Raw genomic sequence first — 25,518 nt, 5'->3', positions numbered from 1 at the left:
ATATAAATAAAAGTTTATTGACTAAAAATTATAAAAAGTGGATAGTATTTAAATAGAGTTCATTATAATTATATTTAAATTTTTAGGAGGACATTGTGGAAATTTTAATATTAATATTAGTACTTTGTATAGGAAGTTTTCTAAATGTATGTATTTATAGAATACCAAGAGAGGAATCTATAGCATTTCCACCATCTCATTGTACAACTTGTGGATATAATCTTAAGGCTTTTGATCTTATTCCAGTTTTAAGCTACTTAGTTCTAAGAGGAAGATGCAGAAAATGTGGAGAAAAAATATCTATAAAATATCCATTAGTTGAAATTTTAAATGGAATATTATATCTATTAATATATTTAAAATTTGACTTAAGTTTAAATTTTATAGCATATAGTATTTTAGCTTCAATATTAATAGTAATTTCTTATATAGATTTAGAGTGTAAATATATATATTCATCAACAACAATCTTAGGGGCAGTCTTAGGGGTTGTTTATATACTAACAGGATTGTATACAAAGGATACAACCTTACTTAATAATGTATTAGGTGGAATTATTGGATATTTAATCATATACCTAATAGTAGTAATTACAAAAGGAATGGGACAAGGCGATGCTGAAATAGCAGGTATTTGCGGATTGTTTATTGGTATTAAAGGAATTTTAGTAGCTTTATTTATTGCTATAGTATTAGGTGGATTAGTAGCAACTATAATATTACTATTTAAATTAAAAGACAGAAAAGCAGAGATTGCTTTTGGGCCATATATAGCTATTGGAACTATGATGTATATTGTAATAGGAAGGGAATTATTGTTATTTTATTTAAATTTTTTTCTTTAAAATGTGAATTTAATTTAAACATAAATTGTGCTTGAAAAATACTAAAGTCTGTATTGACATTGGAAATGAATTGAAATAGATAAAAGAGGAAATTTTGAAAATGATATAATTAAGAATTCAAATAGATATAGGAGTGAATTTTATGGCTATAGTTCAAAAGAAAAGACTTGGAGATATCTTAGTAATGGCAGAAAAAATAACTACATTTCAGCTTCAAAATGCTTTGAAAACCCAAAACTTTTAGGAAAAAAGTTAGGAGAAGTTTTAATTGAGAGTGGAATAGTTTCAGAAAAAGATATTATAGAGACTATAGAAACTCAAACTGGAATACAAAAAGTTGATTTAAATAATGTTAATTTTGATAAAAAATCCATTAAGATAATACCACAAAACCTTTGCATTAAATATAACTTAATAGCCTTTGGCTTTGAAGAAGAAAAAATAATGATAGCTCTTTCAGATCCATTAAATATTTTTGCAATAGATGATATTTCTATATCAATAGGATTAAATGTTAAAACATTTATTGCACCTAAGAAAGATATTAACAAATTTGTTCAAATAAATTATAGTAGCGAAGAAGTTAATAAAGCAGCAGAAGAGCTAATTAAAGAAACTATAGATTCTAAAATTATTGATTTAGATATAGAAGAAATAAATGATGTAAAAAATGCTCCTGTTGTTAAGATGATAGAGTATTTATTTAAGAATTCTATAGAAATGAGAGCTTCAGATATACACATAGAGCCTTATGAAAAGGAAATAAGAATAAGATATAGGATAGATGGAAAGCTAACAACTATTAGTACTTTAGGAATTGAAAGCTTAGCTCCATTAATAACTAGAATAAAGATACTTGCAAATTTAAATATAGCGGAAAAAGGAATACCACAAGATTGTAGAATAATAACTAAAGTAGATAATGATGAGGTTGATCTTAGAGTATCTATCTTGCCTGCAGTAAACGTTAACAATGAAGGGGATTAACCTTTGCAAGTGGCCTTAGAAGTATACTAAGGCAAGATCCAGATATAGTAAGGGTAGGAGAAATAAGAGATGAAGAAACAGCACAAATTGTAATAAAATCAGATATAACTGGTCACTTAGTATTAAGTACAGTACATACAAATTATGCACCATCTACAATAACTAGGTTGTTAGATATGAGAATTGAACCTTATTTAGTGGCAACATCTATTTCTGGAATAATAGCTCAAAGATTTGTAAAGAAAATTTGTAGTAGTTGTAAAGAAGAGTACCTAGCATATGATTATGAAAAATCAATATTTAATATAGACAAGAATAAGGGGCTTAAGCTTTACAGGGGTAAGGGTTGTGATCACTGTAATAGTAGTGGATACAATGGAAGAGTAGGTATTTATGAAATAATGGAAATAACTAAGGAGCATAGAAGTGTTATAAATGAAACTAATAATGCTAATTTATTACAAGAAATATCTATTAAGAATGGTATGACCACTTTAGCTGATCAGTGCAAAGCTTTAGTTTTAGAAGGAATAACAACTATTTATGAATTAGCGAGTATAGCCTTATTAAGGCAAGTTTAGGTGATGAATATCTATGAAAATTTTTAAATACAGAGCTATGAAAAGTGATGGAACAAAGGTTGAAGGAAAATATGAATGTATTTCAAAAGATGATGTAATTAGTAGGATAACCTCTAGTGGATATTATCCATTGAAAATAGATGAGGTAGTGGAAAGTAAGAGCATTGAATTTAAAGTTTTTTATAAAGTAACTACTAAGGATTTAGCAATTTTTTGTAGACAGTTTTATACCATACTAGATGCTGGGGTTTCAATTGTAAATTGCCTAGACATATTGTGTACAGAGCTTCCTAATAGAAAGCTTAGAGGTATATTAACTTCTATTAGTGAAGACGTAAAGAAAGGTGAATTACTTTCAGTTTCAATGTCTAGACATAAGAAGATTTTTCCGCAATTACTTATAAAGATGATAGAGTCTGGTGAAAGAGGAATCTATACTTAAAATAATAGAAAGAGTTGTAAGAGGAGAGAATTTAAGCACAACAATAAAAGATGATAAGATTTTACTTAATATGCTATCTTCTATGGTAAAAATAGGAGAAGAATCAGGAGCCTTAGATAAAATTTTAAATAAAACAGCAGACTTCTATGAAGATGAAGTTGAACATGCAGTTAAAACAGCTACAGCACTAATAGAGCCTATACTAATAGTAGTTATGGGAATAACAATTAGACTTATAGTAGTTTCAGTAATGCTACCAATGTTTCATATGTACACACAAATGTAATAAATTGCAAAGCAATTTATTAGTGAAGAGTGAATAGAGAAGAAGTAAGAGGGAATGAAGAAGTAAGAAGTAAAAGAGAAGAATAAAAAAATCCAACAGGATTTTTACCTATTCACTCTTACCTATTAACTCTTACCTATTTAAAAATGATTAAATTCAATAATTGAGAGTTAGGTTTAAAGATATAAATAAGTTTTTAGTTTCAGTATAATTTGAAAACATATTTAAATCTAAATAATCTAAGATAACAGAATTTTTGCAAAATTTATAGCCGAAATAAGGAAAATTCTTAATATTACCTTAGACAATATAAATACAGTTGTAGATTCTCAAAATAATAAAAAATCTAAATTAATTTATATAATTATTATCGATATTCTCAATTATTAATTTATATATATAAATTTATAAAGAAAAAACAAGGAGGAATTTAAAATGATCAACAATTTAAAAAACAAGAAAAAAAAGAAAGGGTTCACACTTATTGAACTTATTATCGTTATAGCAATTATAGCTATACTAGCAGTAATAGCTATTCCTAAATTCGGTGAAGTTAGAAAAAATGCTAACGTGAAATCAGATATAGCTAATGCTAAGACTATAGCTAATGCCACTACTTCATTGATTGCAGACGGTAGTTTAACAGTACCAACAACTACAGCACTTACAATTGATCGTACAACAGCATCTACAGATGCTGATAAAATTGAAGCTTACCTTCAAAATGTACCAACACTAAAAAGTGAAACAGGTAATTTTAAAGTAACAATAGATGATAAAGGTGGAGTAACTGTATCAACAGATAAGTTGATATATTTTCCAACTGATGATGGAGCACCAAAGACAATATCAACAACAACACCTTAATAGATACTATAATCAACTTACTAAGCAAAATGCAGATTTATACTGCATTTTGCTTATATAAAATAAATATTTTTAGTTTTATTAGAAATTAACTTATATATATAAAATACATTTAATTTCTAAAGAGTGGCTTATATAGCTAAGATTATTATGAAAAATAAACTCTGTAAGAGTTTAATCCTTAATTATGCATTATCCATTAAGCATTATAAATGGTAGATAGGGGGGAAAGAATGTCACAGGAAAAGAGAAAGTTTAACTTATCCAAGTTAAAAGATATAAGTAGTATAGATTTTAAAGATATAGGTAAAATCTTTAAGAAAATCAAAAATATTTACCTATTAATTTAAATGACTACGTTATTCAATATATTTTCTTAGAAGAAGTATCTGATAAAATTGAAAATAAATGTTACTGCTTTTCCAGAAAGAATGGCATTATCTTATTACAATGTAATTAACTCTTTGTCTTTAAATCCATATATATTAGATGTTAATTATAACTAAATCAATAAGATTGCTAATTTAGGTGAATTTACATTAAATGAGCAATATATTATAGAAGGTACTGTTGCTTTTGTTGATATGGGGCAATATCTATTAATGTTTCTATATTTAAGAATGGTAAAGTAGACTTTACAAGAATTAAGTGTAGAATTCATTTCGTAGAAGAAAATAATAAAAATAAGTTTGTAAATAAAATTTATGTTAATGGTGAAGAGGTTAAAGATAAGAAATTTATAATTAATACAACTGAAGATAATAAAGATATACTTTTACCAGATTTGTTCTAAAAATTAGATATAAATAAGTTAAGAGGGTCGCTAAATGCGATACTTTTTGCAATATTTTTTAGTTAATATTTTTAGAAAAGTTGATAATATATTAGCCAATAGATAAAATAATTGAAATGTAAATTGCAAACTTATTGACAATAGCATAGTGGAGATATATAATATCTATAAATTTAAAAACAGACATATAAGTTAACTCGTATATCCTCTGAATATGGCAGAGAGTATCTACCGGAAACCTTAAATTTCCGACTATGAGTGATTTTGATATACTATATCTATATTTATCATATAGATTTCTAGGCATATTAACTTCACTTAGAAGATTAGTATGTCTTTTTTTGTACATAAAAATAGAAAATAAAACGAAGAAAATATTTCATAATAGTATAAAAATGAAGGAAAAAAATTATTTAAAGGGGGAAATACAATGGCAACAATTATAAAGACGGCTTATACTTTTGATGACGTATTATTAGTACCAAATAAATCTGAGGTTTTACCTAATGAAGTTAGCTTAAAAACTAAATTAACAAAGAAAATAACATTAAACATTCCTTTAATGAGTGCAAGTATGGACACAGTAACAGAATCAAAAATGGCAATTGCTATTGCTAGAGAAGGTGGAATCGGAATTATTCACAAAAATATGACTATATCAGAGCAAGCTAAGGAAGTTGATAGAGTTAAGAGACAAGAAAATGGGGTAATAACAGACCCAATATATTTATCAGAAGATCATACAATAAGAGAAGCTCAAGAACTTATGTCTCAATATAGAATTTCAGGAGTTCCTATAACAAGAGGATCTAAGTTAGTTGGAATAATAACTAATAGAGATATTGTATTTGAAACAAATTATGATAGACCAGTTTCAGAAGTTATGACTAAGAGCCCACTTGTAACTTCAAAAGAAGGAACAACTTTAGAAGAAGCCCTTGAAATATTAAAGAAACATAAAATAGAAAAATTACCATTAGTAGATGATGAAAATAATTTAAAAGGATTAATTACTATTAAGGATATAGAAAAAGCAAAAGCATTCCCAAATGCAGCAAAAGATTCTAAAGGTAGATTATTATGTGGTGCATCAGTTGGTATTACTAAGGACATGATGGATAGAGTAGATGCCTTAGTAAAAGCTAATGTTGATGTTATTACATTAGATACTGCTCACGGACACTCAAAAGGAGTTATGGATGGAGTTAAGAAAATTAAAGCTAAATATCCAGAACTTCAAATTATAGCAGGAAATGTTGCAACTGCAGAAGCAACTAGAGATTTAATTGAAGCAGGTGCTGATTGTGTTAAGGTTGGTATAGGACCTGGATCAATTTGTACAACTAGAATAGTTGCAGGTGTTGGAGTTCCTCAATTAACAGCAGTTATGGATTGTGCAGAAGAAGGAAGAAAGTATGGCATTCCAGTAATTGCTGATGGTGGATTAAAGTATTCAGGAGACATAGTTAAGGCTTTAGCTGGTGGCGCATCAGTAGCTATGATGGGATCAATGTTTGCTGGTTGTGAAGAAGCACCTGGTGAAATGGAAATATACCAAGGAAGAAGCTATAAGGTTTATAGAGGAATGGGATCACTAGGAGCTATGGAAAAGGGTTCAAGTGATAGATACTTCCAAAATGGAACTAAGAAGTTTGTACCAGAAGGTGTTGAAGGAAGAGTTGCATATAAGGGATATGTTGCAGATACAATATATCAATTATTAGGTGGAATTAGATCAGGAATGGGATACTTAGGAGCTCCTGATTTAGAAAACTTATATGAAAATGCTAAATTTGTAGTACAAACTGCATCAGGAATAAGAGAAAGTCATCCACATGATGTTAATATAACTAAGGAAGCACCTAATTACAGCAAATAAATTTGTTGTAAATATAGAATGAAGAATTAAGGAAATAACTCATACAAGCTGAGGTATTAAATAAATTCTTTTACTCCTTAATTTTTTCATTCTTTCATTTTTTATAATGGTAACAAATGATAAGATATATTATAATATAAATGAAAATTTAAGCTGGAGGTATCCATGAATAAAGAGTTAGTTTTAGTTATTGACTTTGGTGGTCAATATAATCAATTAATTGCTAGAAGAGTTAGAGAGTGTGGGGTTTATTGTGAAGTTCATCCACATACTTTAAGTGTTAATAAAATAAAGGAAATGAATCCTAAGGGAATAATATTTACAGGTGGACCTAATAGCGTATATGGAGAGGATTCTCCTTTATGTGATAAAACTTTATTTGAAGCTGGAATTCCTATACTTGGAATATGCTATGGTTCTCAATTAATGTCTCATATGCTTGGTGGAAAAGTTGCTACAGCTCCAGTAAGTGAATATGGTAAAACTAAGGTTGATGTTGATGTAGAATCTAAGATTTTTGAAGGTGTATCACCATCTACAATTTGTTGGATGAGTCATACAGATTACATAGAAAAAGCACCAGAAGGCTTTAAGATAGTAGCAAAGACACCTGTATGTCCAGTAGCTGCTATGGAATGTGAAGAGAAAAATCTATATGCAGTTCAATTCCATCCAGAAGTTATGCATACACAAGAAGGAACAAAGATGATATCTAACTTCTTATATAATGCATGTAAATGTTCTGGAGATTGGAAGATGGATTCATTTGTTGAAAAGACAATTGAAGAAATTAGAGAAAAAGTTGGAAATGGTAAGGTATTATGTGCTTTATCAGGTGGTGTTGATTCATCAGTTGCAGCTGTATTACTTTCAAAAGCTGTTGGAAACCAATTAACATGTGTATTTGTTGATCATGGTTTACTTCGTAAAAATGAAGGAGATGAAGTTGAAGAAGTATTTGGACCTAATGGACAATATGACTTAAACTTTATTAGAGTAAATGCTCAAGAAAGATTCTATGAAAAATTAAAAGGAATTGAAGAGCCAGAAGAAAAGAGAAAAATAATTGGTGAAGAGTTCATTAGAGTATTTGAAGAAGAAGCTAAGAAAATTGGAACAGTAGATTTCTTAGTACAAGGAACTATTTATCCAGACGTAATCGAAAGTGGACTTGGAAAATCAGCAGTTATAAAATCACATCATAATGTTGGAGGCCTTCCAGATTATGTTGATTTTAAAGAAATAATAGAACCATTAAGATTATTATTTAAGGATGAAGTACGTAAAGCAGGATTAGAACTTGGAATACCTGAAAAGTTAGTATTCAGACAACCATTCCCAGGACCAGGGCTTGGAATACGTATTATTGGTGAAGTAACAGCTGAAAAAGTTAAGATAGTTCAAGAAGCAGATGCAATTTATAGAGAAGAAATTGCAAAGGCTGGTATTGATAAAGAAATTGGTCAATACTTTGCAGCACTTACTAACATGAGATCAGTAGGTGTAATGGGAGATGAAAGAACTTATGATTACGCAGTAGCACTTAGAGCTGTAACTACAAGTGATTTCATGACAGCAGAATCAGCTGATCTTCCATGGGAAGTACTTGGAAAAGTAACAACTAGAATAGTAAATGAAGTTAAAGGTGTAAATAGAGTGTTTTATGATTGCACAGGAAAACCACCAGCAACTATAGAATTTGAATAAGTATCAAGATTTTTATAAGTGTCATTCAGATTGAATGGCACTTTTTTTAGTATTATATTCAATGATATAATTTAGTAAGATAAACTTAGAATTTATAGAGGTGAAGAATATGGCAAATAAATATAGAGTTATTGATGAAAAAATATGGGGAAGAGCGATGCATTGCATGATTTTTAGAAATAGTGTAGAGCCTTCTTTCTGTGTTACATTTGAAGCAGATATTACTAAATTTAAACATATTATTAAAGAACAAGGACTGTCTTTTACTATGGCAATGGTATATTCTATATGCAAATGTGCAAATGAAATTGAAGAATTTCGTTACCGTTTTATGGATGGAAATGTTGTGCTTTTTGATAGGATTGATACAGCATTTACATATTTGAACAAGGATACAAATTTGTTTAAAGTAGTCAATGTACCTATGAAAGATAATCTAAGAGAATATTGTGAATTGGCATTAAAGACAGCAAATGAACAAAAGGAATATTTTACAGCACCGTTAGGAAATGATGTATTTCAGTGTTCTCCAATGCCTTGGGTTAAGTACCAGCATATTTCACATACGAATTCAGGTAAGAAAGATAATGCTACACCTTTATTTGATTGGGGAAAGTATTATGAAAAAGATAATAAAATAATGATACCTATTTCTGTTCAAGTACATCATTCTTTTGTGGATGGATTACATATTGGTCAATTTGTGGATAAATTACAAAATTGGTTCGATCAGTTCTAAATAGAAGAAAAAATGATGGGGAGATAAAAGTGGGAAGGTTGAAATTATTTATTATACTATAGAAATATAAGATAATACTAATTGAATTACAATTCTTATTTGAAAAAAATATAGTAATGGGAACTCATGCATTAGATGATGTTCAAGAAACAGTTAATTCTTTTTATACCTTTGATATGGTATTAGATAAAATAGATGAAAAACTTACTTTAGAAATGATAAAAGAATGGCATGCTAGTTTAATGTATAGAACGAGATTATATGATATGGGTTTAGCAGGAGTATTTAAAAAATATCAAAATAGAATACTTGGTGATAAATTTGATACAGCGAATCCATGGGAAGTAGAAGATAAGTTAAATAATATTATAGAAAAGTTTTATAATTTAAACATAGTTACAATTTATGATATAGCAAGCTTCCACTTTGAATTTGAATGTATAAATCCATTTCAAGATGGTAATGGTAGAATAGGCAGATTTATATATCTAAAGCAATTATTAGATAATAGATTAGAATTAAAATATATGAATGGTGAATCTGCGGACGAATACAAAAGGGCTTTAGAAGAATCAGCATCTGGTAATATAAAACCATTAGTTGATTATATAGAAAAGCAAAAGAATTTTATTAAAGAAAATGAAAGAATGTTTTAAGTAAGTAGGATTGGACATTATTTAGTTTTATATTTAAATAAAACTAAATAATGTCTCATAATGTGTATAATTTTCAAAAAATGTTTCTTCTATATAGAGTTAAAGGCTTTATTTATATTAATTTACACCTATGATAAGTTACAGATTTTCGACATTTAAAAAATTATAATCTTTTAAATAAATATTAGCTCTTTCTATTCTTTTGAATTCATAATCTAGTAAGTCATGGGTATCTGAACCAACTGTTACCTCTATATCATATTCTTTAAGTAATTTTTTCAATAATTTTATATCTTCATTTGAGTCTACTAGAAAGTTATAGTAATGATCAGAATAGGAATTTATATTAAGTTCCCAAAAGATATTATTGTTTTTAATAAACTTTAGTATTTCTCTAAGACCTTCTTCTAAATTACTATATCTATTAGCAAATTTAATTAAATTTGTATGGGCTAAGCCAACTTTTATTTTAAAATTATTTATAAATTTAGATATATCCTCTAAGGATATAGACTCATTTAAATACTCAAGATACTCTAAAAGAACATAATCTAATTTATTCATATAATTATAGTTGATTTTATCTAAATCTTCAAAAGGTAAACAGTTAATTTCAATGCCTCTTAAAACTTTTATTTTATGGGCAAATTTATTTTTAGATTGTGTAAGTTTATTTATATACTTATTTAACTTTGAAGGTGAAATAGAAGGACACTTACCAGTATAATAATGATCAGTGATACCAATTGCACTTATATTATGATTAATGGAATTCTCTATTAAAGCTTCTATATTATTTTTACCATCTGACCATATAGTATGGTTATGTAAATCTACTAATTGATTTATACTCATAAATTAAACTTCTCCTTTTATCCTATAATACTTTATAGATTAAATTCAAATTAATTATGCAATAGGAAGGAAAAAGCAAGGTTCACTTCTTCTAACATAATGCTCTTCTAACATTTGAACATGAGATATAAATTTTTCATCATCAAAATATTTAGCATGTGAATGGCATATCTTCACACAACATTGACACTTAATACAGGTTCCAGGAACAAGGGTATTATCAACAAAATCAATTGCTGACATTGGGCAAGCCTTTGCACAGGCACCACAATTATCACAAAGCTCCTTATGAGTTTTTGGCTTTGCCTTCAAGAAGTTTACAGGATTATTATCTACACCTAAAGGAGTGTAATAAGTAACTGCTGGATGTTCTCCTGGAACTTCGACTTTTGATAAACCTTCACTATTTATAAGATATTCTGAGGCAGTCTTACAAAAGCTATCTATTAGTTCTAAATCCTTAGCATCTGGTCTAGATGTTCCAATATTTGATGAAAAAGCATGAACAGTTGCAATTGCAGCAGCAGAAAAAGGAATAAATCCATTAGAAGATAGGATATCAGTAAGTTCAGAAAGTGCATTATCAAAGCTTCTATTGCCAAAAACAACTATAGGAATTGCAGGCGTATTTGTTCCAGAAAAAGCACTTGTGATATAAGGTAACATTTTGTTAGGAATTCTTCCAGCATAAGTAGGAGAGGCGAAAATAACTAACTCTTCTGGACCAAAAGAATGAGTAGCTTGTCTATTTTGAGGCCTAGTGTAATTTACATAATCGACAGGGACTTGCAATATTTCTTGTATATTTTTTGCAATTCTAGTAACTACTTTTCTTGTATTTCCAGTAGCACTATAAAATATAACAGTCATATGGGTAATTCTCATAAAATACTCCTTTCCATAGAGATTTAAAACTGTGCTTTTAGATACAGCTTTTATAATTGATTTTTTTTGTTAAAATCCCTATAATCCTTTCGTTTAAATGTTTACATATATTATAACAAGGAGAAAATATGTGGTCAATATATAGGTAGACATACATCATAGATAGAAGGTAATAAAAATATTATAAATAATTAAGTAAATTACAAAAAATATACATGTAATATATTGACAAATAAAATGTGCATATATAATATATAGTTATACGATATATAGAGAAGCTATATATAGCTATACGATATAGCATTACTTTATAGAAACAGATGGAGGTGAATATATGAAGATAAATTCATTAAGTGAACAGACATTTTATATCCTTTTATCATTATTATCTGAGCCTTTACATGGATATGGAATTATTAAAAAAGTAGAAGTTATGAGTAATGGCAATATTGTATTAGCAGCAGGGACATTATATGGTGCAATAGATAATTTAAAAAAATCTAAATTAATTGAACAGCTTAAAACGGAAGATATTTCTAAGAGGAAAGTTTATAAACTTACAGAAGATGGATTAGATATATTAATGAAAGAGTATGATAGGCTAAAACAATTATGTAAAATAGCAGAATATACTATTGAGAAAAGGGAGGAGTAGTATGCTAAGAATAAGACTATATTTGGGGAGTAAGTCAGTAGAAAATTATTTAAATAGAAAATCAAAAAGAGGATATCAATTAGATTGTATAGTACCATTTGATTTATTTGTGCCATTAAGATTAGATGCATATAGATTTGAAAAGACCACTAATAAAAATAGAATTTATAAAGTAGATTCAAGAAGTGTTAGTAAAGATGATTTAAATGATTATATACAATTATTTAGTGACGATGGTTGGAGAATATTTAAATTTAATTATTCAAATGGTTATTACAATACTGACTATATTTTTTATTCAGATGATACTAAGAAAAAAGATATATTTTCTAATGAAGAATCTATAAGAGAAAGAAATAGAGACAATGCAAAAGCTGGTTTATTTAAAGGAATAGTTTTATCTTTAATATTTATAATAGGAAATAGTATATTACCTGCGCCACTGAGAGAACATAATACATCATTATTTGGATTTTTACTACAAAATATATATATTGTAATTGCAATAGTAATTATTTTTATTTCATCAATAAGATATTGGAAAAATAAATAGTAATAAAGAATATTAATATAAATAAATTAGTGAAGAACATAGGAGGATAGAAATGGCTATTGAAAAAGTAAAAGAATATTTTAAAAGTTTAGGAGTTGAGGAAAGGATACAAGAGTTTGAGATTTCAAGTGCAACTGTTGAGCTTGCGGCAAAAGCTTTAAATTGTGAAGAAAGTCGTATTGCTAAAACATTATCTTTTCATGTTGGAGATAAGGTGGTGTTAGTTGTTGCAGCAGGAGATGTAAAGATTGATAATCCTAAGTATAAGGCTCAATTTGGAACAAAAGCAAAAATGCTTTCCTTTGATGAAGCAGAACCTTTAATTGGGCATGCTGTTGGAGGTGTTTGTCCTTTTGCTGTAAATGAAGGCGTAGAAATATACTTAGATGAATCACTTAAGCGTTTTGATACTGTTTTTCCTGCTTGTGGTAGTTCAAATAGTGCAATTGAACTTTCAATTAAAGAAGTGGAAGAATACTCACAATATATTTCTTGGGTAGATGTATGTAAGATTCCTTAAAATTTATAGTAAAACAAATAGCTAATTTAAGGGGGCTGATAGTATTATGAGTTCTTTAGAAGAAATAAATATTAAAGCAAGATCCTTTGTAGTATTTAAACAATTATTTCAAGATGATGTTATGAAAGCATTTACTGAAATGATTGATTTTAAAGAAAAAAGTCTTGGGGATAAAATTCAAAATTATAGTAATTTTGCTAGTGAGCTTTTTAAAAGAAATGAAAATTTCACGGATTACATATGGCAACTTATTATAAAAGATGAAAATCTTTATGTTCATAAGATAGCTAAGAAAGAAGAAGTTTCAGATATGCTTAAAGAGTGTGTAAGACATGAGCTAGAAGCTTTACAAGAAATATCTAAAATATCATCAAAGGATATTAAAAAAGAAATTGGATATGATATATTCCTGCCAGAGTGGGAAGTTAACTTAGAATATAATTTTAATGAAATGTATAAGGATAGAATGGATAATTTATTTACCTTAGGATATGGTATATATTGTAATAACATTATGTTTACTTATAATAATGGTGAAATAATTCCTGTAAAAAATCCTGATAATATAAGGTTAGAAAATCATATTGGATATGAAAGACAACGTAAGAGAATTATTGATAACACATATGCTTTTCTAAAAAATAAACCAGCATCTAATGTTCTTTTATATGGTGATGCAGGAACAGGTAAATCATCTACTGTTAAGGCTATTGTAAATGAATATGCTTGTAGAGGTTTAAGAATGATAGAAGTAAGAAAAGGAGATTTGCTTAAGATTCCAGAATTAATAGATAACCTTGCAAATAATCCATTGAAATTTATTATATTTATTGATGACTTATCCTTTGCAAAAAATAATGAAGAAATTGGAGCTTTAAAAGCAATTCTAGAAGGTTCTGTAACAACTAAAACACCTAATGTAGTTATATATGCTACTAGTAATAGACGTCATTTAGTTCAAGAGTCATTTTCAGATAGAAATGGAGATGATATTCATATAAATGAAACAATACAAGAGCAAATATCATTATCAGATAGATTTGGATTAGCTATTTGTTTCTCAAAGCCTGATAAAAAAGAGTATTTAGATATTGTTCATGGTTTATTAAAAGAATATAAGGTGAATAATATTGAAAATGTTGATATACTTGCAGAACGTCATGCTTTAGAAAGAGGTGGACGCTCAGGTAGAACAGCTCGTCAGTTTGTAGAGCAATTAAAAAGTATGGAATAATAATTAATAAAATTATTATAAAAAACTTAATTTCTTTCTTTTTATAATGTAGTAACAAAATCACTATCAAGTAAATATTATGTATTATATGTATTATATATATGTACAAAAGAGGAAGGGGCTTAACAATGAGGTGTGAAGAAGAACAAAGAATTAGATGTGAAGAAGAGGTGCAAAGACACGTTCATGAATTTCTTGGTAGTACAAAAATAGTTGAAGAAAGAAATGATGAAGAGCATAATCACCGTTTTGCTGGAGTTACAGGAGAAGCAATTCCTTGCAAAGATAGTAGTGGAGTAGAAAGTCATGTTCACAGAATAGTAACTAGAACAGATAATTTTAATGATCATTTTCATGTTATTGATGTTACTACAGGACCAGCAATACCAGTAGGAAAAGGTACAAGGCATGTTCATTATGTATTTGCTTGTACAAGAGAGAGTGATGGTCATAAGCATATGTTCAGAGTGGCAACTTTAATTGAAAATCCAATAGGTGATAGCGAATATTGTTAATTTTATTTATATGATAAACAACAGTATTTGTTATTTGAAGAAATTAATATTAAATTAGATATTTATATAAAAAGTGTTAAATGCATAATTTATGCAAAACTATTTAATGTATTAAAAAATTAAGGAGCTATTATATTGTAGATTAAAAATCTGCTAAGGATAGTTCCTTTTTTGTTACTTAAGATTTAGTATTTAAAAGAGCTATATCTAATTATTTTAAGTTAATCAGATATAGCTCAAAAATCTATGCTAAATAATTTTTAATAAAATAATATCTAAAGGGATAGATTTTACTATCTATACTTTTTTGAGTTTTCGTAAGTGTTTTTGCACCATTTAAAATGATCTTCATAAGAATATTCTTCTTCTTTTCTATAGCATTTACAGAAATATTCATCCTTTTTCTTTTTATCTTCATAACAATCTTTATCTTCTTTATGCTTTGGAGGACATTTGCAGTAGTCACGATCTTTTTTATCTTCATGACATTCTTTCTCTTCCTCTTTTCTATAGCACTTACAACAAAGTTTGAAAGAATCTTTCTTTCTATCATCCTCACATTTTTTTTCTTCATGGTGTTTTATAGGACATTCACAGTGATCTTTTTCTCTTTTATCTTCGTGGCAGTCTCTATCTTTCTTCTCTTCTTCTTTTCTATAGCATTTGCAGAAATATTCATCTCTTTTCTTTTTGTCTTCTTTTCTATCATCATCCTTACAATGATCTTCATCTCTTCTCTTGCAGCATCTATCTTTCTTATCATCTTTTTCATCATCAGTATAGAAAACCCAATTATCATTTGAATAACTATAAGTCATGCTAATACATCTCCATAAATATAATTATATTTATACATTGATAACTACAATGCACATATTCTATAATATGTAGATTTGAATATAATTGTTACAATCTATTATATTCAATTTAAAATATATATTTTTACTCTATAAAGTTTCTAGATTTCATTCTTTCCATATTTACGAATAGACCCATGCCAGTCTTTAGTTTCTTAAAGCCAAGATTTTCATAAAAACCTTCTTTACCAGGTGAGGCATAAAGAATAAAGTTGCATGTAGGAGTATTATTGACTATATTCTCAATAATTAATTTACCTATACCAAGACCTTGACATTCTGGTAAAATAGCAACATCATATATAGCTGATTGACGAACACCATCTGAGATTGCTCTACCAAATCCTATTAATTTTTCTTCATTAAAAATAAAAACTACAGTATAACTATTTTCAAAGGATTTTTTATGAAATTCTTCATCAACAAAAGACATTCCAGCTGCTTTTAGAATATTTCTAACTTCCTGCCAATTTATATTAGTGCAATCTTTTTTTATTATTATATTCATAATATTCTCTCTCTTTCAAATTTAAAATTAATATGATTCTAACATAAATTCTAGAATAGAAAAATTTATTTTGGAATTTTTTAGAAATAAATTTTACTACGTATGTAATAGGTGAGGAAGATAATTCCTAAAAAATTAAAATAAAAAAGGAGAGGATTTTAAATGGCTTTAATTCAAAGTCTTATTTCATCAGATAAGTATAGCTTAAAATGCCCTTATTCAATGACACCAAAGGGGATATGTATTCACAACACTGCAAATGATGCTTCTGCATCAAATGAGATTTCTTACATGCAAACTAATACTAGTTCTACATCTTTTCATATTGCTGTAGATGATAATGAAGCAATTCAAGGTCTACCACTAAATAGAAATGGTTGGCATGCTGGAGATGGAGGAACTGGTGAAGGTAACAGATATTATATTGGAGTAGAAATCTGTTATTCAAAATCAGGAGGAGACAGATTTATAAATGCAGAAAAAAGAGCAGCAAAAGAAGTTGTAGCCTTACTAAAACAATATGGATGGACAATAAATAATGTAAAGAAACATCAAGATTTTAGTGGTAAATATTGTCCCCATAGAACTCTAGATATGGGATGGCAAAGGTTATTAAATATTATTCAAACTGAAATAGATAACGTAAATTCACCAATACCTAAGTTATATAGGGTTAGAAAAACATGGACTGATAACGCTTCACAAATTGGAGCATTTAGTAATTTAAAAAATGCAAAAGCCTATGTAAATACAAATCCTGGGTATAGTGTTTTTAATAGTTCAGGAGTAAAGATATATCCAACAGGCACTATAGTAGAGGTTCTAGAGTAAAGTGAGTAGTATTTAGTTAAAGGATTCAGTTTTAGCATAGGATAAAGAAAAAATTAATTTCTGATGGAGAGATAGCCAGTAAGATTTTTTTATTAAATTTATTTAATTTTTAAATATCATTTTTTTATATTTACGAGGATTAACTCCAATAATATTTTTAAACAACTTAGAAAAATGTTGTATATCTCCAAGGCCAACACTTAATGATATATCAGTCAATGAATTATTAGTAGTATTCATCAAATCAATTGCTTTATTAATTCTATAAATATTTAAAAATTGACCTATTGTTAGGCTAGTGGATTCATAAAACAATTTACTTAAATATCGTGAAGATATATTAAGTGAGTCAGCAATATCAGATATTAATATTTTTTCAGAATAATTTTGTTTAATGTAATCTAAAGCAAGAAGAACATATCTAGGAACTCTTGATGATTTAGAAGGTGAAAATAAAGTAGATATGTTTTCTTCCTTTATAAATAGTATAAATAGTTCTAATAAACGTAAATTGCATAAGGTTTCTGAAAAGGAGTTTGAATCATTAATATCATTAATAATCGAGTATAATAGTGGAATTGTATTGCAGTTACCTTTAAATTTATAGTAGTCATTTATGGAACATAAAATAGAAGATAAATCTATATTAAGTTCTTCTTTATTTATTAATAGGGAAGCAAGTTTATAAAGATCAAAATGAATATGAATAAATTTACAAGTTGAATTTGAGTCTAAATAAAAAGAGTGAACAATATTTGGAAATATAATAATAATATTCCCTGTTTCACCAACTATAGTTTCTTTTCCAATATCCATTTTACATAATCCTTCTATAAAATAATAAACCTCTACATTTTGATGTATATGTTTTGGGAAAAAATAAAAATTGTTTTTTTCTTGAATATTTGCACTTTGAATTATTCTATTATTTATGTTTATTGATGGGAAAGATAAACTTTTAAAATTCACTTGATTCATTTTAAACCTCCTAACTTTATTCTGTATTAGACAAGTTTAATATTAAAAATGACTTTATTGAATAAGAGAAAATGTAAAAATGTTGATATAATTACAGATATAGTATAAGTCTTTAATAAAAAAATTACAATAACTATGAAGAGGAGAAAAAAATGAATAAGAAAAAATTTTTATTTATATTAATAACAATAAGTATCCTTTTAATAATATCAATTTTTTTTATAAGAAGTAGGAATAGCTTAGGAATGGAAATATCGGGTGTTGCAGTTAATGAAAATCAATACATAAATGTTATGAATAAACAGAAATACTCTATAAGTCAATATTTTGCAGAAAAATATGATGCAAAGATAACTAATGATTTTTGGAAAGAAGAATCTAATGGAGAAATTCCCTATAAGCTACTAGCAGATAAAACAATAGAAGAATTAATAAAAATTCATAGCATTTATAATGTAGCTAAGGAAAAAGGCTATATAGATTCAGAAGAATACAAAGATTTTTTAGCAAGGCTTAATAATGAAAATAACATAAGAAAAATTAATGTAAAAGAAGGAAAGCCTATATATGGATTATCAGAGTTTACAGAGGATTTATATTTAGAATATGAAACAGATAAGATTCAAAAAGCTTACTGTAATGATTTAAGTAATGAAGGAATGGAAATACCTATAGAAGAATCAAGAAAATATTATGATGATAATAAAGCTTCTTTGTTTATTAAAAATGATGATTTTGAATTATCTTATGTAAAGGTATACTATTCTGTTTCAGACTTAAATGAAAAAGAAATTAAAGATATAAAAAGCCGTTTGCTAGAAATAAGTAAAAAAATTGATGATAATAACTCTCTAACTTCATTAGCATTAAATGATGAGATTTTAAAGAATTATTTATTTAATGAAACTGTATTATCATCAGAATTATCTTCAAAGGAAAAAGTTATAGGAGATGTTTTGGATATAGCTATGGGATTAAAAGGAGGTGAAATAAGCCAAGTAATAGATGAAAATGGATGTATTTATTTAGTTCAATGTATTAATAGAGTGGATTATGATTATATACCATATGAGGAAGTAAAAGAAAATATTAATAAAGTTTTACGTGAGCAACATTACGATGAAGTTATAAATGAAAATGCTAAGAAATTAGTTATTAGTAATGATATAAATAATATTTATGACTTTACAATTAAAACATTAAATAGGAGGTAAAATATGAAAAAGAAAGATTTTATTAGAATTATTTGCTTTGTATTATCCTTAGGAATGTTTAATTTTGCATTTACAAGAAATGCATCTGCTATTGAAGAAGTTAACAGAACTTATGGAAGAGATTATTATATAAGTAGTATTAATGGAAATAATAATAATGATGGAACTACATCAAGCAAAGCTTGGGAAACATTAGATAAAATAAATGATATAGAATTACAACCTGGTGACAGAGTATTATTAGAAGCAGGATCTGTTTTTAGTAATGGTTTTTTACACATTAAAGGTAGTGGCTCACAGGTGGCTCCAATTGAAATTGATAAGTATGGGGAAGGACAAAATCCTAGAATTGATACTAATGGACAAGGAATATGGTATCAAGATTATGGAAAGCCATTAGATAATCCAGCTCATAAATCTAAAGGATATGTATCTTCATCAATATTACTATATGATGTAGAGTATATTAATATTAGAAATTTAGAAATTACTAATAAAGCACTAGATATAGATGCAAATTATAATAGTGTAAATGCAATGAATCGTACTGGAGTTGCAGCTGTAGCTCAAAACAAAGGAACTATAGATCACATTTATTTAGATAAGTTAAATATTCATGATGTTATAGGAAACGTTTATGATAAACATATGAATAATGGTGGAATTTACTTTACTGTATTTAATCCTAAAAATGAAGTACAAACAGGAATAGCTAGATATAATGATGTTAAAATTGAAAACTGCATTGTAAATAATGTTAATAGGTGGGGAATTGCAGTTGGATATACAGCATATAGTAATAAATTTTTAAATTCTGAAATATCAGATGAAACAATAGCAAAGTATGGGGCAACAGGTGTTAAGATAAGAAATAACTATGTTAAAGATGCAGGTGGAGATGCTATTACAACAATGTACTGTGACAGACCTATTATTGAATATAATGTTTCTGATGGAGTTGCAAAACAAATTAATCCAACTGATTATTCAGAAACAAGTTTCGGAAGAGTTGCAGCAGCAATTTGGCCATGGAAGTGTAAAAATGCAGTGTTTCAATATAATGAAGCTTTTGATACTTCTCCAAACCAAGATGGACAAGCTTGGGATGCAGATTATGGAGATGGAACAATATATCAATATAACTATAGCCATAATAATGGTGGAGGAGCTGTAATGGTTTGTGGATCACAAGCAATTAATACAGTATTCCGTTATAACATTAGTGAAAACGATTTATCAGGAGTTTTAAATTTACCAGGAAATCCTACAGCACATATATATAACAATACATTTTATATGAAAGAAGGAATACCTTTTATTCGAACAGGAATGACAGGTGGAGTAGCTGTTGTAGAAAATAATATTATATATAACTCAGGAGCTGCTAAAGCTGAAGATTGGACAAAGGGAAATACTACTGTAACTTATAGTAATAACTTATACCATAATTATACCAATTTACCAACAACTGATAGTAAAGCTATTACAGCAGATCCTAAGTTTATAAACCCAGGAAATGGACCAACTAAGTATACGGGAAAGATTCCAGGCAGTAGTGAAAAAATAACTAATAATCTAAGTGCATATGAAGGATATAAATTAAGGGATGATTCTCAAGCAATTAATGCAGGTAAGGTTATTGAAAATAATGGAGGTTTTGATTTCTTTGGAAATAAAATTTTAGGAATCCCAGACATAGGAGCATATGAAAGCCCTATAGCTAGTGCTAAATTAGATGATAATGCTATTAAAGATAGTATATATATGATAAATGAAAGTAGTAAAACTATATATATACCAAGTGTAGATATTAATAAAACAACAATTAATGAGGTATTGTCAGGAATAGTTGTTCATAGTACAGCAAATATGAAGATTTTTAATGGAGATAATCAAGTTCAAGAAGGATATATTTCCGATGAAATGAAATTAAAAGTTATAGCGGAAAATGGTAATGAAAATGTATATGTAATTAAAATAAAAAATAATTATCAATGGGCTTTAGACTACACAGCAAAACAAGGTAATGTATGGTTTGCTCAAAAGAAAGCAAATGGAGTATATAGCAATTTGACTATATATGATCCTACTTACCCACAATGGAATGGAAATAATTATGGTGGTGTAGGAGTTGATTTGCCAAATAAAACAACTATACCAACAGAATCAACACATGGTTTATTAATAGATACTATAGGAACAGCTACACGTGAGCAAGGACATTCTATGGTCTATAGAGCACCTAAATCAGGAGTAGTAGTTTTATCTGTAAAAGATAATGAGCCATATTTACGTCAATCTGGAAATAGTGGTGGAAAAGTTAAATTAAGCTTTACTCACAATGGAAATGTAATAAGTTCATATGAATTAATACAAAGTTTAACTAAGGTTAATGTGGCATCTATGACAATTACTGTTAATAAAGGTGATTTTATTCGTATTGAAGCTCAAAATATAGATAATCCTACAAAACCATCAATACATGTTACGCCAAGTATTGAATATGTAAATACTGTCCAATAGATACAATAGTAGTAGGTTCTAAAATAAATTTCTGATGGGTAGATAGCTACCTATCAGATTTTTTTTATTTTAATATGTTTATCACAAGTTATTTACTAGTCGGTCTATAATTGATATAATAGGTGTTGTCGTACAATGTAACATGAATAATGAAAAATATATATTTTTAGTAATTATTTTTGAATTAAATCAATAATTTTTACAGTCTATATCTTTAATAAAGGAGTTATAGCGACAAATCTATACTTTGGAGGTAACTATGAAGAAAGAAGAAAAAACAGAACTTACAAAAGAAAAAATTATTACTGCAGCTATTGAGGAATTTGGAACAAAAGGTTATGCTGCTTCTTCTCTTAATAGTATCTGTAAAAATTTTAATATTTCCAAAGGCTTAATTTATCATAACTTTGAGAATAAAGATAAGATTTATCTTGCTTGTATAAGTAAATGCTTTTTAGAAGTTATTAAATATTTAGAAAGTGAGAATATAGAAGGTGATTTGCATAGATATATGGAATTGAGATTTGCTTTCTTTTCAAAATATCCACTTTATGCACGTCTTTTTTTTGAAGCAGTTTTAGAACCACCATCAAAACTTATAAATGAAATAAAGGAAATTAAAAAAGGTTTTGATGAATTAAATAAGAAAATTTACAAGTCAGCATTAAAGACTTTGAATTTAAGGACTGGAATAACTGAGAAGGATGCATTGGAATATTATGAGCTCATGCTAGAAATGTTTAATGGTTATTTTAGCAGTTCAGCTTATGCTAACACAGATTTTACAATGATGATTTCTGATCACGAACAAAAGCTTAAAAAGATACTAAACTTTATGATTTATGGAATAGCGAAGGAGGTTGAATAAATATGTTTTTATTTATTATTAGATGGATTATTACTATAATTATTGCTTTTTTTATTGGGAAATTAGTATCAAAGTTAAAATTGCCATCAATTTTAGGATGGCTTATTGCTGGTATGATTTTAGGCCCTCATGCTCTTTCAATTCTTGATAACACAATTCTTGAGGCTGGATGGTATGAAAATATTGTTCATATTTTAGAATGTGTAGTAGGACTTATGATTGGAACAGAACTTGTATGGAAAAAAATTAAGAAGTCTGGGGAATCAATTATCGTAACTACACTTACACAATCTTTAGGAACTTTTATTTTGGTATCACTTGTATTTGGAATTGTATTTTATTTTTCTGAAATTCCTATTTATCTTGCTTTAATTTTTGGAGGAATTGCGCTAGCTACAGCACCAGCACCAGCATTATCTGTTGTTAGGGAATTCAAAACAGATGGACCTGTTACAAAAACATTAATTCCTATGGCAGCTTTAGATGATATGGTTGGGGTAGCTGTATTTTTCACAACAATTGCCATTGTTGCGGGAAAAATTTCTGAACAGAAACTACCAGCATATATGATTCCTATTGTTTTATTCCTTCCATTAGTCATTGGACTAGCTACTGGATTTTTAGCTGGCTTATTATTAAAAAAGGAACGTAAAACATTAGACACTTTAGTGATTCTTATTGGAATGATTTTAATTACTTCAGGAATAGGATTTGTTTTTAATAATCATATTATGCCTAAGCCAATATTAAATTTTATGTTGATGGGTATGGCTTTTTCAGCTACATTCTCTAATATGATAACAGAAGATAGGCTAGAGAAGATAATGCATGATTTTAATCCTATTTTAGGTATTTCAATGATTATTGTTATTTTAAATCTTGGAGCACCATTGGACTATCACTTGATTCTTGGTGCAGGATTGTTTACTTTTATATATATTGTTACTAGAGCTTTTGGTAAATATTTTGGGGCCTTCTTTGGGGCAAGCATTACAAAGTCTCCTAAGACTGTGAGAAATTATTTAGGATTAACTTTACTTCCACACTCTGGAGTATCTCTTGTGTTTACAGGTATCGCAGTATCTGTTTTATCAGGACGAGATCCTAAATCAGCAGAAATTATTCAAGGAACTATTGCTGCTGAAGCCGTAGTAAATGAAGTAATTGCTGTTATAGTTGCGAAAAAAGGATTTGAGTGGGCAGGAGAATTTGGGAAAAATATATAGATTCTATTCAATAATAAAATAATAGTTAATATTAGGAGCTTATTTCTTTTTTATTAAATTTATTTAATTTTGAAATAGCATTTTTTTATATTTACGAGGATTAACGCCAATAATATTTCTAAACAATTTAGAAAAATGTTGTATAATCTCCAAGCCCAACATTTAAGGCAATATGAATATGAATAAATTTACAAGTTGAATTTGAATCTAAATAAAAAGAGTGAACAGTATTGGGAAATATAATAATAATAATAATATTGCCTGTTTCACCAAATATAGTTTCTTTACCAATATCCATTTTAAACCTCCTCACTTTATTCCGTATTAGACAACTTTAACATTAAAGCTGACGTTATCAAACAAGAAAAAATGTAAAAATATTGATATAATTACAAATATAACATAAATTATAAGGCGAAAATTTATAATCATTATGTAGAGGAGAAAAAAATGAAGAAAAAAAATTTGTTATTTATATCAACTACAATAATCATCCTTTTAATATCATTAATTTTTTTTATAAAAAGTAGAAGCAACTTAGATATTAATATATCGGGTATTAGTGTTAATAAAAATCAATACATAAATGTTATGAATAAGCAAAAATATTATGTCAGTCAATATTTTGTAGAAAAATATGACGCAAAGATAACTAATGATTTTTGGAAAGAAGATTTTAATGGAGAAATTCCATATAAGATTTTAGCAGATAAAACTATAGAAGAATTAGTAAAAATTCATAGCATTTATAATATTGCTAAGGAAAAAGGTTATATAGATTCAGAAGAATACAAAGATTTTTTAGCAAGACTTAATAATGAAAACAACATAAGAAAACGTAATGTAAAAGAAGGAAAGCCTATATATGGATTATCAGAATTTACAGAAAATCTATATTTAGAGTATGAAACAGATAAGATTCAAAAAGCTTATTGTAATGATTTAAGTAATGAAGGTATGGAAATACCTATAGAAGAATCAAAAAAATATTATGATGATAATAAAGCTTCTTTGTTTATTAAAAATGATGATTTCGAATTATCTTTTGTAAAGGTATACTATGCTGCTTCAGACTTAAACGAAAAAGAAATTAAAGATATAAAAAGTCGTTTGCTAGAAATAAGTAAAAAAATTGATGATAATAATTCTTTATCTTCCTTAGCTTTAAATGATGAAATTTTAAAGAATTATTTATTTAATGAAACTGTATTATCATCAGAATTATCTGCAAAAGAAAAAGTTATAGGAGATGTTTTAAATATTTCTATGGAATTAGAAGGAGGTGAGGTAAGTCAAGTATTAGATCAAAATGGTTGTATGTATTTAGTACAATGTCTTAGTAGAGTAGATTATGACTATATACCATATGAGGAGGTAAAGGAGAATATTAATAAAGTTTTACGTGAACAATGTTATGATGAAATAATTAATGAAAATGCTAAGAAATTAGTTATTAGTAATGATATAAGCAATACTTATAAGTTCACAAGTAAAATCTTAAATGGGAGGTAAAG

General features: G+C 27.5%; 24 protein-coding genes, 2 pseudogenes and 1 riboswitch. Of the genes and pseudogenes, 20 read left to right on the top strand and 6 right to left on the bottom strand.

Annotation, left to right across the window (positions count from 1 at the left end; translation table 11 throughout):
• The first annotated feature begins 95 nt into the window (after window positions 1-95).
• From ACQRD5_RS06750 to ACQRD5_RS06710, 9 genes and pseudogenes are all read left to right on the top strand, one after another.
• Window positions 96-845 (top strand): prepilin peptidase, encoded by a 750-nt coding sequence (locus ACQRD5_RS06750; protein WP_414437487.1) that lies wholly within the window; start codon window positions 96-98, stop codon window positions 843-845.
• Window positions 846-987: 142 nt separating this feature from the next.
• Window positions 988-2,413: pseudogene (locus ACQRD5_RS06745) on the top strand (GspE/PulE family protein).
• Window positions 2,414-2,426: 13 nt separating this feature from the next.
• Window positions 2,427-2,855 (top strand): type II secretion system F family protein, encoded by a 429-nt coding sequence (locus tag ACQRD5_RS06740; RefSeq protein WP_427746638.1) that lies wholly within the window; start codon window positions 2,427-2,429, stop codon window positions 2,853-2,855.
• The gene (locus ACQRD5_RS06735; RefSeq protein ID WP_427746637.1) at window positions 2,833-3,141 is read left to right on the top strand and encodes a type II secretion system F family protein; all 309 of its coding nucleotides are present in this window, start codon (window positions 2,833-2,835) and stop codon (window positions 3,139-3,141) included. The genes ACQRD5_RS06740 and ACQRD5_RS06735 overlap by 23 nt, the downstream gene beginning before the upstream one ends.
• Before the next feature lie 435 nt (window positions 3,142-3,576).
• Window positions 3,577-4,008, top strand: coding sequence for a prepilin-type N-terminal cleavage/methylation domain-containing protein (locus ACQRD5_RS06730; protein ID WP_291629208.1), 432 nt, complete (start codon window positions 3,577-3,579; stop codon window positions 4,006-4,008).
• Window positions 4,009-4,978: 970 nt separating this feature from the next.
• Window positions 4,979-5,076: riboswitch (purine riboswitch) on the top strand.
• Between the two features lie 155 nt (window positions 5,077-5,231).
• Entirely contained in the window at window positions 5,232-6,680 is a 1,449-nt protein-coding gene (gene guaB / locus ACQRD5_RS06725) for an IMP dehydrogenase (protein ID WP_291629209.1), read from the top strand.
• A gap of 165 nt (window positions 6,681-6,845) precedes the next feature.
• Entirely contained in the window at window positions 6,846-8,387 is a 1,542-nt protein-coding gene (gene guaA / locus ACQRD5_RS06720; protein WP_308779957.1) for a glutamine-hydrolyzing GMP synthase, read from the top strand.
• A 109-nt stretch (window positions 8,388-8,496) separates the two neighbouring features.
• Window positions 8,497-9,126 carry a CatA-like O-acetyltransferase gene (locus ACQRD5_RS06715; protein WP_291629212.1) on the top strand — a complete coding sequence of 210 codons (630 nt, stop codon included), beginning with the start codon at window positions 8,497-8,499 and terminating at the stop codon, window positions 9,124-9,126.
• Between the two features lie 86 nt (window positions 9,127-9,212).
• Window positions 9,213-9,782, top strand: a pseudogene (locus tag ACQRD5_RS06710) (Fic family protein); the annotation flags it as partial.
• Window positions 9,783-9,920: 138 nt separating this feature from the next.
• Here ACQRD5_RS06710 and ACQRD5_RS06705 read toward each other — a convergent pair.
• Both ACQRD5_RS06705 and ACQRD5_RS06700 read right to left on the bottom strand, forming a co-directional pair.
• Entirely contained in the window at window positions 9,921-10,637 is a 717-nt protein-coding gene (locus ACQRD5_RS06705) for a CpsB/CapC family capsule biosynthesis tyrosine phosphatase (RefSeq protein WP_291629214.1), read from the bottom strand.
• A 54-nt stretch (window positions 10,638-10,691) separates the two neighbouring features.
• Window positions 10,692-11,522 (bottom strand): EFR1 family ferrodoxin, encoded by an 831-nt coding sequence (locus tag ACQRD5_RS06700; RefSeq protein WP_294363563.1) that lies wholly within the window; start codon window positions 11,520-11,522, stop codon window positions 10,692-10,694.
• A 334-nt stretch (window positions 11,523-11,856) separates the two neighbouring features.
• On the opposite strand from ACQRD5_RS06700, the gene ACQRD5_RS06695 reads away from it, so the two are divergent.
• The 5 genes from ACQRD5_RS06695 to ACQRD5_RS06675 all read left to right on the top strand — a co-directional run bounded on the left by ACQRD5_RS06695 (window position 11,857) and on the right by ACQRD5_RS06675 (window position 14,999).
• The gene (locus tag ACQRD5_RS06695) at window positions 11,857-12,177 is read left to right on the top strand and encodes a PadR family transcriptional regulator (RefSeq protein ID WP_294363561.1); all 321 of its coding nucleotides are present in this window, start codon (window positions 11,857-11,859) and stop codon (window positions 12,175-12,177) included.
• A 1-nt stretch (window position 12,178) separates the two neighbouring features.
• Entirely contained in the window at window positions 12,179-12,730 is a 552-nt protein-coding gene (locus ACQRD5_RS06690) for a DUF2812 domain-containing protein (RefSeq protein WP_294363560.1), read from the top strand.
• 52 nt (window positions 12,731-12,782) lie between these two features.
• A complete protein-coding gene (locus ACQRD5_RS06685; RefSeq protein WP_294363558.1) occupies window positions 12,783-13,250 on the top strand; it encodes a YbaK/EbsC family protein in 468 nt (155 codons plus the stop codon).
• Between the two features lie 46 nt (window positions 13,251-13,296).
• A complete protein-coding gene (locus ACQRD5_RS06680) occupies window positions 13,297-14,484 on the top strand; it encodes an ATP-binding protein (protein WP_294363557.1) in 1,188 nt (395 codons plus the stop codon).
• 128 nt (window positions 14,485-14,612) lie between these two features.
• Window positions 14,613-14,999: a YmaF family protein gene (locus ACQRD5_RS06675; protein WP_294363556.1), complete on the top strand. Its 387-nt coding sequence runs from the start codon at window positions 14,613-14,615 to the stop codon at window positions 14,997-14,999.
• 293 nt (window positions 15,000-15,292) lie between these two features.
• On the opposite strand, the gene ACQRD5_RS06670 is transcribed toward ACQRD5_RS06675, so the two are convergent.
• Together ACQRD5_RS06670 and ACQRD5_RS06665 are read right to left on the bottom strand one after the other, a co-directional pair.
• Window positions 15,293-15,817 carry a hypothetical protein gene (locus ACQRD5_RS06670; RefSeq protein WP_320628178.1) on the bottom strand — a complete coding sequence of 175 codons (525 nt, stop codon included), beginning with the start codon at window positions 15,815-15,817 and terminating at the stop codon, window positions 15,293-15,295.
• A gap of 124 nt (window positions 15,818-15,941) precedes the next feature.
• On the bottom strand, window positions 15,942-16,364 hold the full coding sequence (locus ACQRD5_RS06665; RefSeq protein ID WP_294168204.1) for a GNAT family N-acetyltransferase: 423 nt from the start codon (window positions 16,362-16,364) through the stop codon (window positions 15,942-15,944).
• A gap of 162 nt (window positions 16,365-16,526) precedes the next feature.
• Here ACQRD5_RS06665 and ACQRD5_RS06660 point away from each other — a divergent pair, with 162 nt between their 5' ends.
• Complete coding sequence (locus ACQRD5_RS06660) at window positions 16,527-17,195, top strand: peptidoglycan recognition protein family protein (protein WP_291629568.1); 669 nt, start codon at window positions 16,527-16,529, stop codon at window positions 17,193-17,195.
• A 102-nt stretch (window positions 17,196-17,297) separates the two neighbouring features.
• Here the strand turns inward: ACQRD5_RS06660 and ACQRD5_RS06655 are convergent, their stop codons facing one another.
• Window positions 17,298-18,173, bottom strand: a complete 876-nt coding sequence (locus tag ACQRD5_RS06655; protein WP_291629566.1) for a helix-turn-helix domain-containing protein — start codon at window positions 18,171-18,173, stop codon at window positions 17,298-17,300.
• Between the two features lie 152 nt (window positions 18,174-18,325).
• On the opposite strand from ACQRD5_RS06655, the gene ACQRD5_RS06650 reads away from it, so the two are divergent.
• From ACQRD5_RS06650 to ACQRD5_RS06635, 4 genes are all read left to right on the top strand, one after another.
• Window positions 18,326-19,387, top strand: a complete 1,062-nt coding sequence (locus ACQRD5_RS06650) for a peptidylprolyl isomerase (RefSeq protein ID WP_291629564.1) — start codon at window positions 18,326-18,328, stop codon at window positions 19,385-19,387.
• 3 nt (window positions 19,388-19,390) lie between these two features.
• Window positions 19,391-21,910 carry a right-handed parallel beta-helix repeat-containing protein gene (locus ACQRD5_RS06645; RefSeq protein ID WP_291629562.1) on the top strand — a complete coding sequence of 840 codons (2,520 nt, stop codon included), beginning with the start codon at window positions 19,391-19,393 and terminating at the stop codon, window positions 21,908-21,910.
• A 259-nt stretch (window positions 21,911-22,169) separates the two neighbouring features.
• Window positions 22,170-22,778 (top strand): TetR/AcrR family transcriptional regulator, encoded by a 609-nt coding sequence (locus ACQRD5_RS06640; RefSeq protein ID WP_291629560.1) that lies wholly within the window; start codon window positions 22,170-22,172, stop codon window positions 22,776-22,778.
• A gap of 2 nt (window positions 22,779-22,780) precedes the next feature.
• A complete protein-coding gene (locus ACQRD5_RS06635; protein WP_427746635.1) occupies window positions 22,781-24,004 on the top strand; it encodes a cation:proton antiporter in 1,224 nt (407 codons plus the stop codon).
• 127 nt (window positions 24,005-24,131) lie between these two features.
• Here the strand turns inward: ACQRD5_RS06635 and ACQRD5_RS06630 are convergent, their stop codons facing one another.
• On the bottom strand, window positions 24,132-24,302 hold the full coding sequence (locus tag ACQRD5_RS06630) for a hypothetical protein (protein ID WP_427746634.1): 171 nt from the start codon (window positions 24,300-24,302) through the stop codon (window positions 24,132-24,134).
• 152 nt (window positions 24,303-24,454) lie between these two features.
• Between ACQRD5_RS06630 and ACQRD5_RS06625 the strand changes: the two genes are divergently transcribed.
• Window positions 24,455-25,516: a peptidylprolyl isomerase gene (locus ACQRD5_RS06625; RefSeq protein WP_291629554.1), complete on the top strand. Its 1,062-nt coding sequence runs from the start codon at window positions 24,455-24,457 to the stop codon at window positions 25,514-25,516.
• Window positions 25,517-25,518 lie beyond the last annotated feature (2 nt).

This window comes from Clostridium sp. SGI.024, assembly GCF_050315195.1.
GTDB lineage: Bacteria > Bacillota > Clostridia > Clostridiales > Clostridiaceae > Clostridium.
Note: the sequence above shows the minus strand (reverse complement) of the source record. Positions and strands in the feature narration are given on the sequence as shown.

Coding starts and splice junctions, on each gene's coding strand:
- ACQRD5_RS06730 (WP_291629208.1), top strand. CDS start 3,577: ATGATCAACAATTTAAAAAACAAGAAAAAAAAGAAAGGGTTCACACTT.
- ACQRD5_RS06635 (WP_427746635.1), top strand. CDS start 22,781: ATGTTTTTATTTATTATTAGATGGATTATTACTATAATTATTGCTTTT.
- ACQRD5_RS06665 (WP_294168204.1), bottom strand. CDS start 16,364: ATGAATATAATAATAAAAAAAGATTGCACTAATATAAATTGGCAGGAA.
- ACQRD5_RS06660 (WP_291629568.1), top strand. CDS start 16,527: ATGGCTTTAATTCAAAGTCTTATTTCATCAGATAAGTATAGCTTAAAA.
- ACQRD5_RS06705 (WP_291629214.1), bottom strand. CDS start 10,637: ATGAGTATAAATCAATTAGTAGATTTACATAACCATACTATATGGTCA.
- guaA (WP_308779957.1), top strand. CDS start 6,846: ATGAATAAAGAGTTAGTTTTAGTTATTGACTTTGGTGGTCAATATAAT.
- ACQRD5_RS06700 (WP_294363563.1), bottom strand. CDS start 11,522: ATGAGAATTACCCATATGACTGTTATATTTTATAGTGCTACTGGAAAT.
- ACQRD5_RS06695 (WP_294363561.1), top strand. CDS start 11,857: ATGAAGATAAATTCATTAAGTGAACAGACATTTTATATCCTTTTATCA.
- ACQRD5_RS06680 (WP_294363557.1), top strand. CDS start 13,297: ATGAGTTCTTTAGAAGAAATAAATATTAAAGCAAGATCCTTTGTAGTA.
- guaB (WP_291629209.1), top strand. CDS start 5,232: ATGGCAACAATTATAAAGACGGCTTATACTTTTGATGACGTATTATTA.
- ACQRD5_RS06650 (WP_291629564.1), top strand. CDS start 18,326: ATGAATAAGAAAAAATTTTTATTTATATTAATAACAATAAGTATCCTT.
- ACQRD5_RS06645 (WP_291629562.1), top strand. CDS start 19,391: ATGAAAAAGAAAGATTTTATTAGAATTATTTGCTTTGTATTATCCTTA.
- ACQRD5_RS06690 (WP_294363560.1), top strand. CDS start 12,179: ATGCTAAGAATAAGACTATATTTGGGGAGTAAGTCAGTAGAAAATTAT.
- ACQRD5_RS06670 (WP_320628178.1), bottom strand. CDS start 15,817: ATGACTTATAGTTATTCAAATGATAATTGGGTTTTCTATACTGATGAT.
- ACQRD5_RS06630 (WP_427746634.1), bottom strand. CDS start 24,302: ATGGATATTGGTAAAGAAACTATATTTGGTGAAACAGGCAATATTATT.
- ACQRD5_RS06640 (WP_291629560.1), top strand. CDS start 22,170: ATGAAGAAAGAAGAAAAAACAGAACTTACAAAAGAAAAAATTATTACT.
- ACQRD5_RS06675 (WP_294363556.1), top strand. CDS start 14,613: ATGAGGTGTGAAGAAGAACAAAGAATTAGATGTGAAGAAGAGGTGCAA.
- ACQRD5_RS06625 (WP_291629554.1), top strand. CDS start 24,455: ATGAAGAAAAAAAATTTGTTATTTATATCAACTACAATAATCATCCTT.
- ACQRD5_RS06685 (WP_294363558.1), top strand. CDS start 12,783: ATGGCTATTGAAAAAGTAAAAGAATATTTTAAAAGTTTAGGAGTTGAG.
- ACQRD5_RS06715 (WP_291629212.1), top strand. CDS start 8,497: ATGGCAAATAAATATAGAGTTATTGATGAAAAAATATGGGGAAGAGCG.
- ACQRD5_RS06740 (WP_427746638.1), top strand. CDS start 2,427: ATGAAAATTTTTAAATACAGAGCTATGAAAAGTGATGGAACAAAGGTT.
- ACQRD5_RS06655 (WP_291629566.1), bottom strand. CDS start 18,173: ATGAATCAAGTGAATTTTAAAAGTTTATCTTTCCCATCAATAAACATA.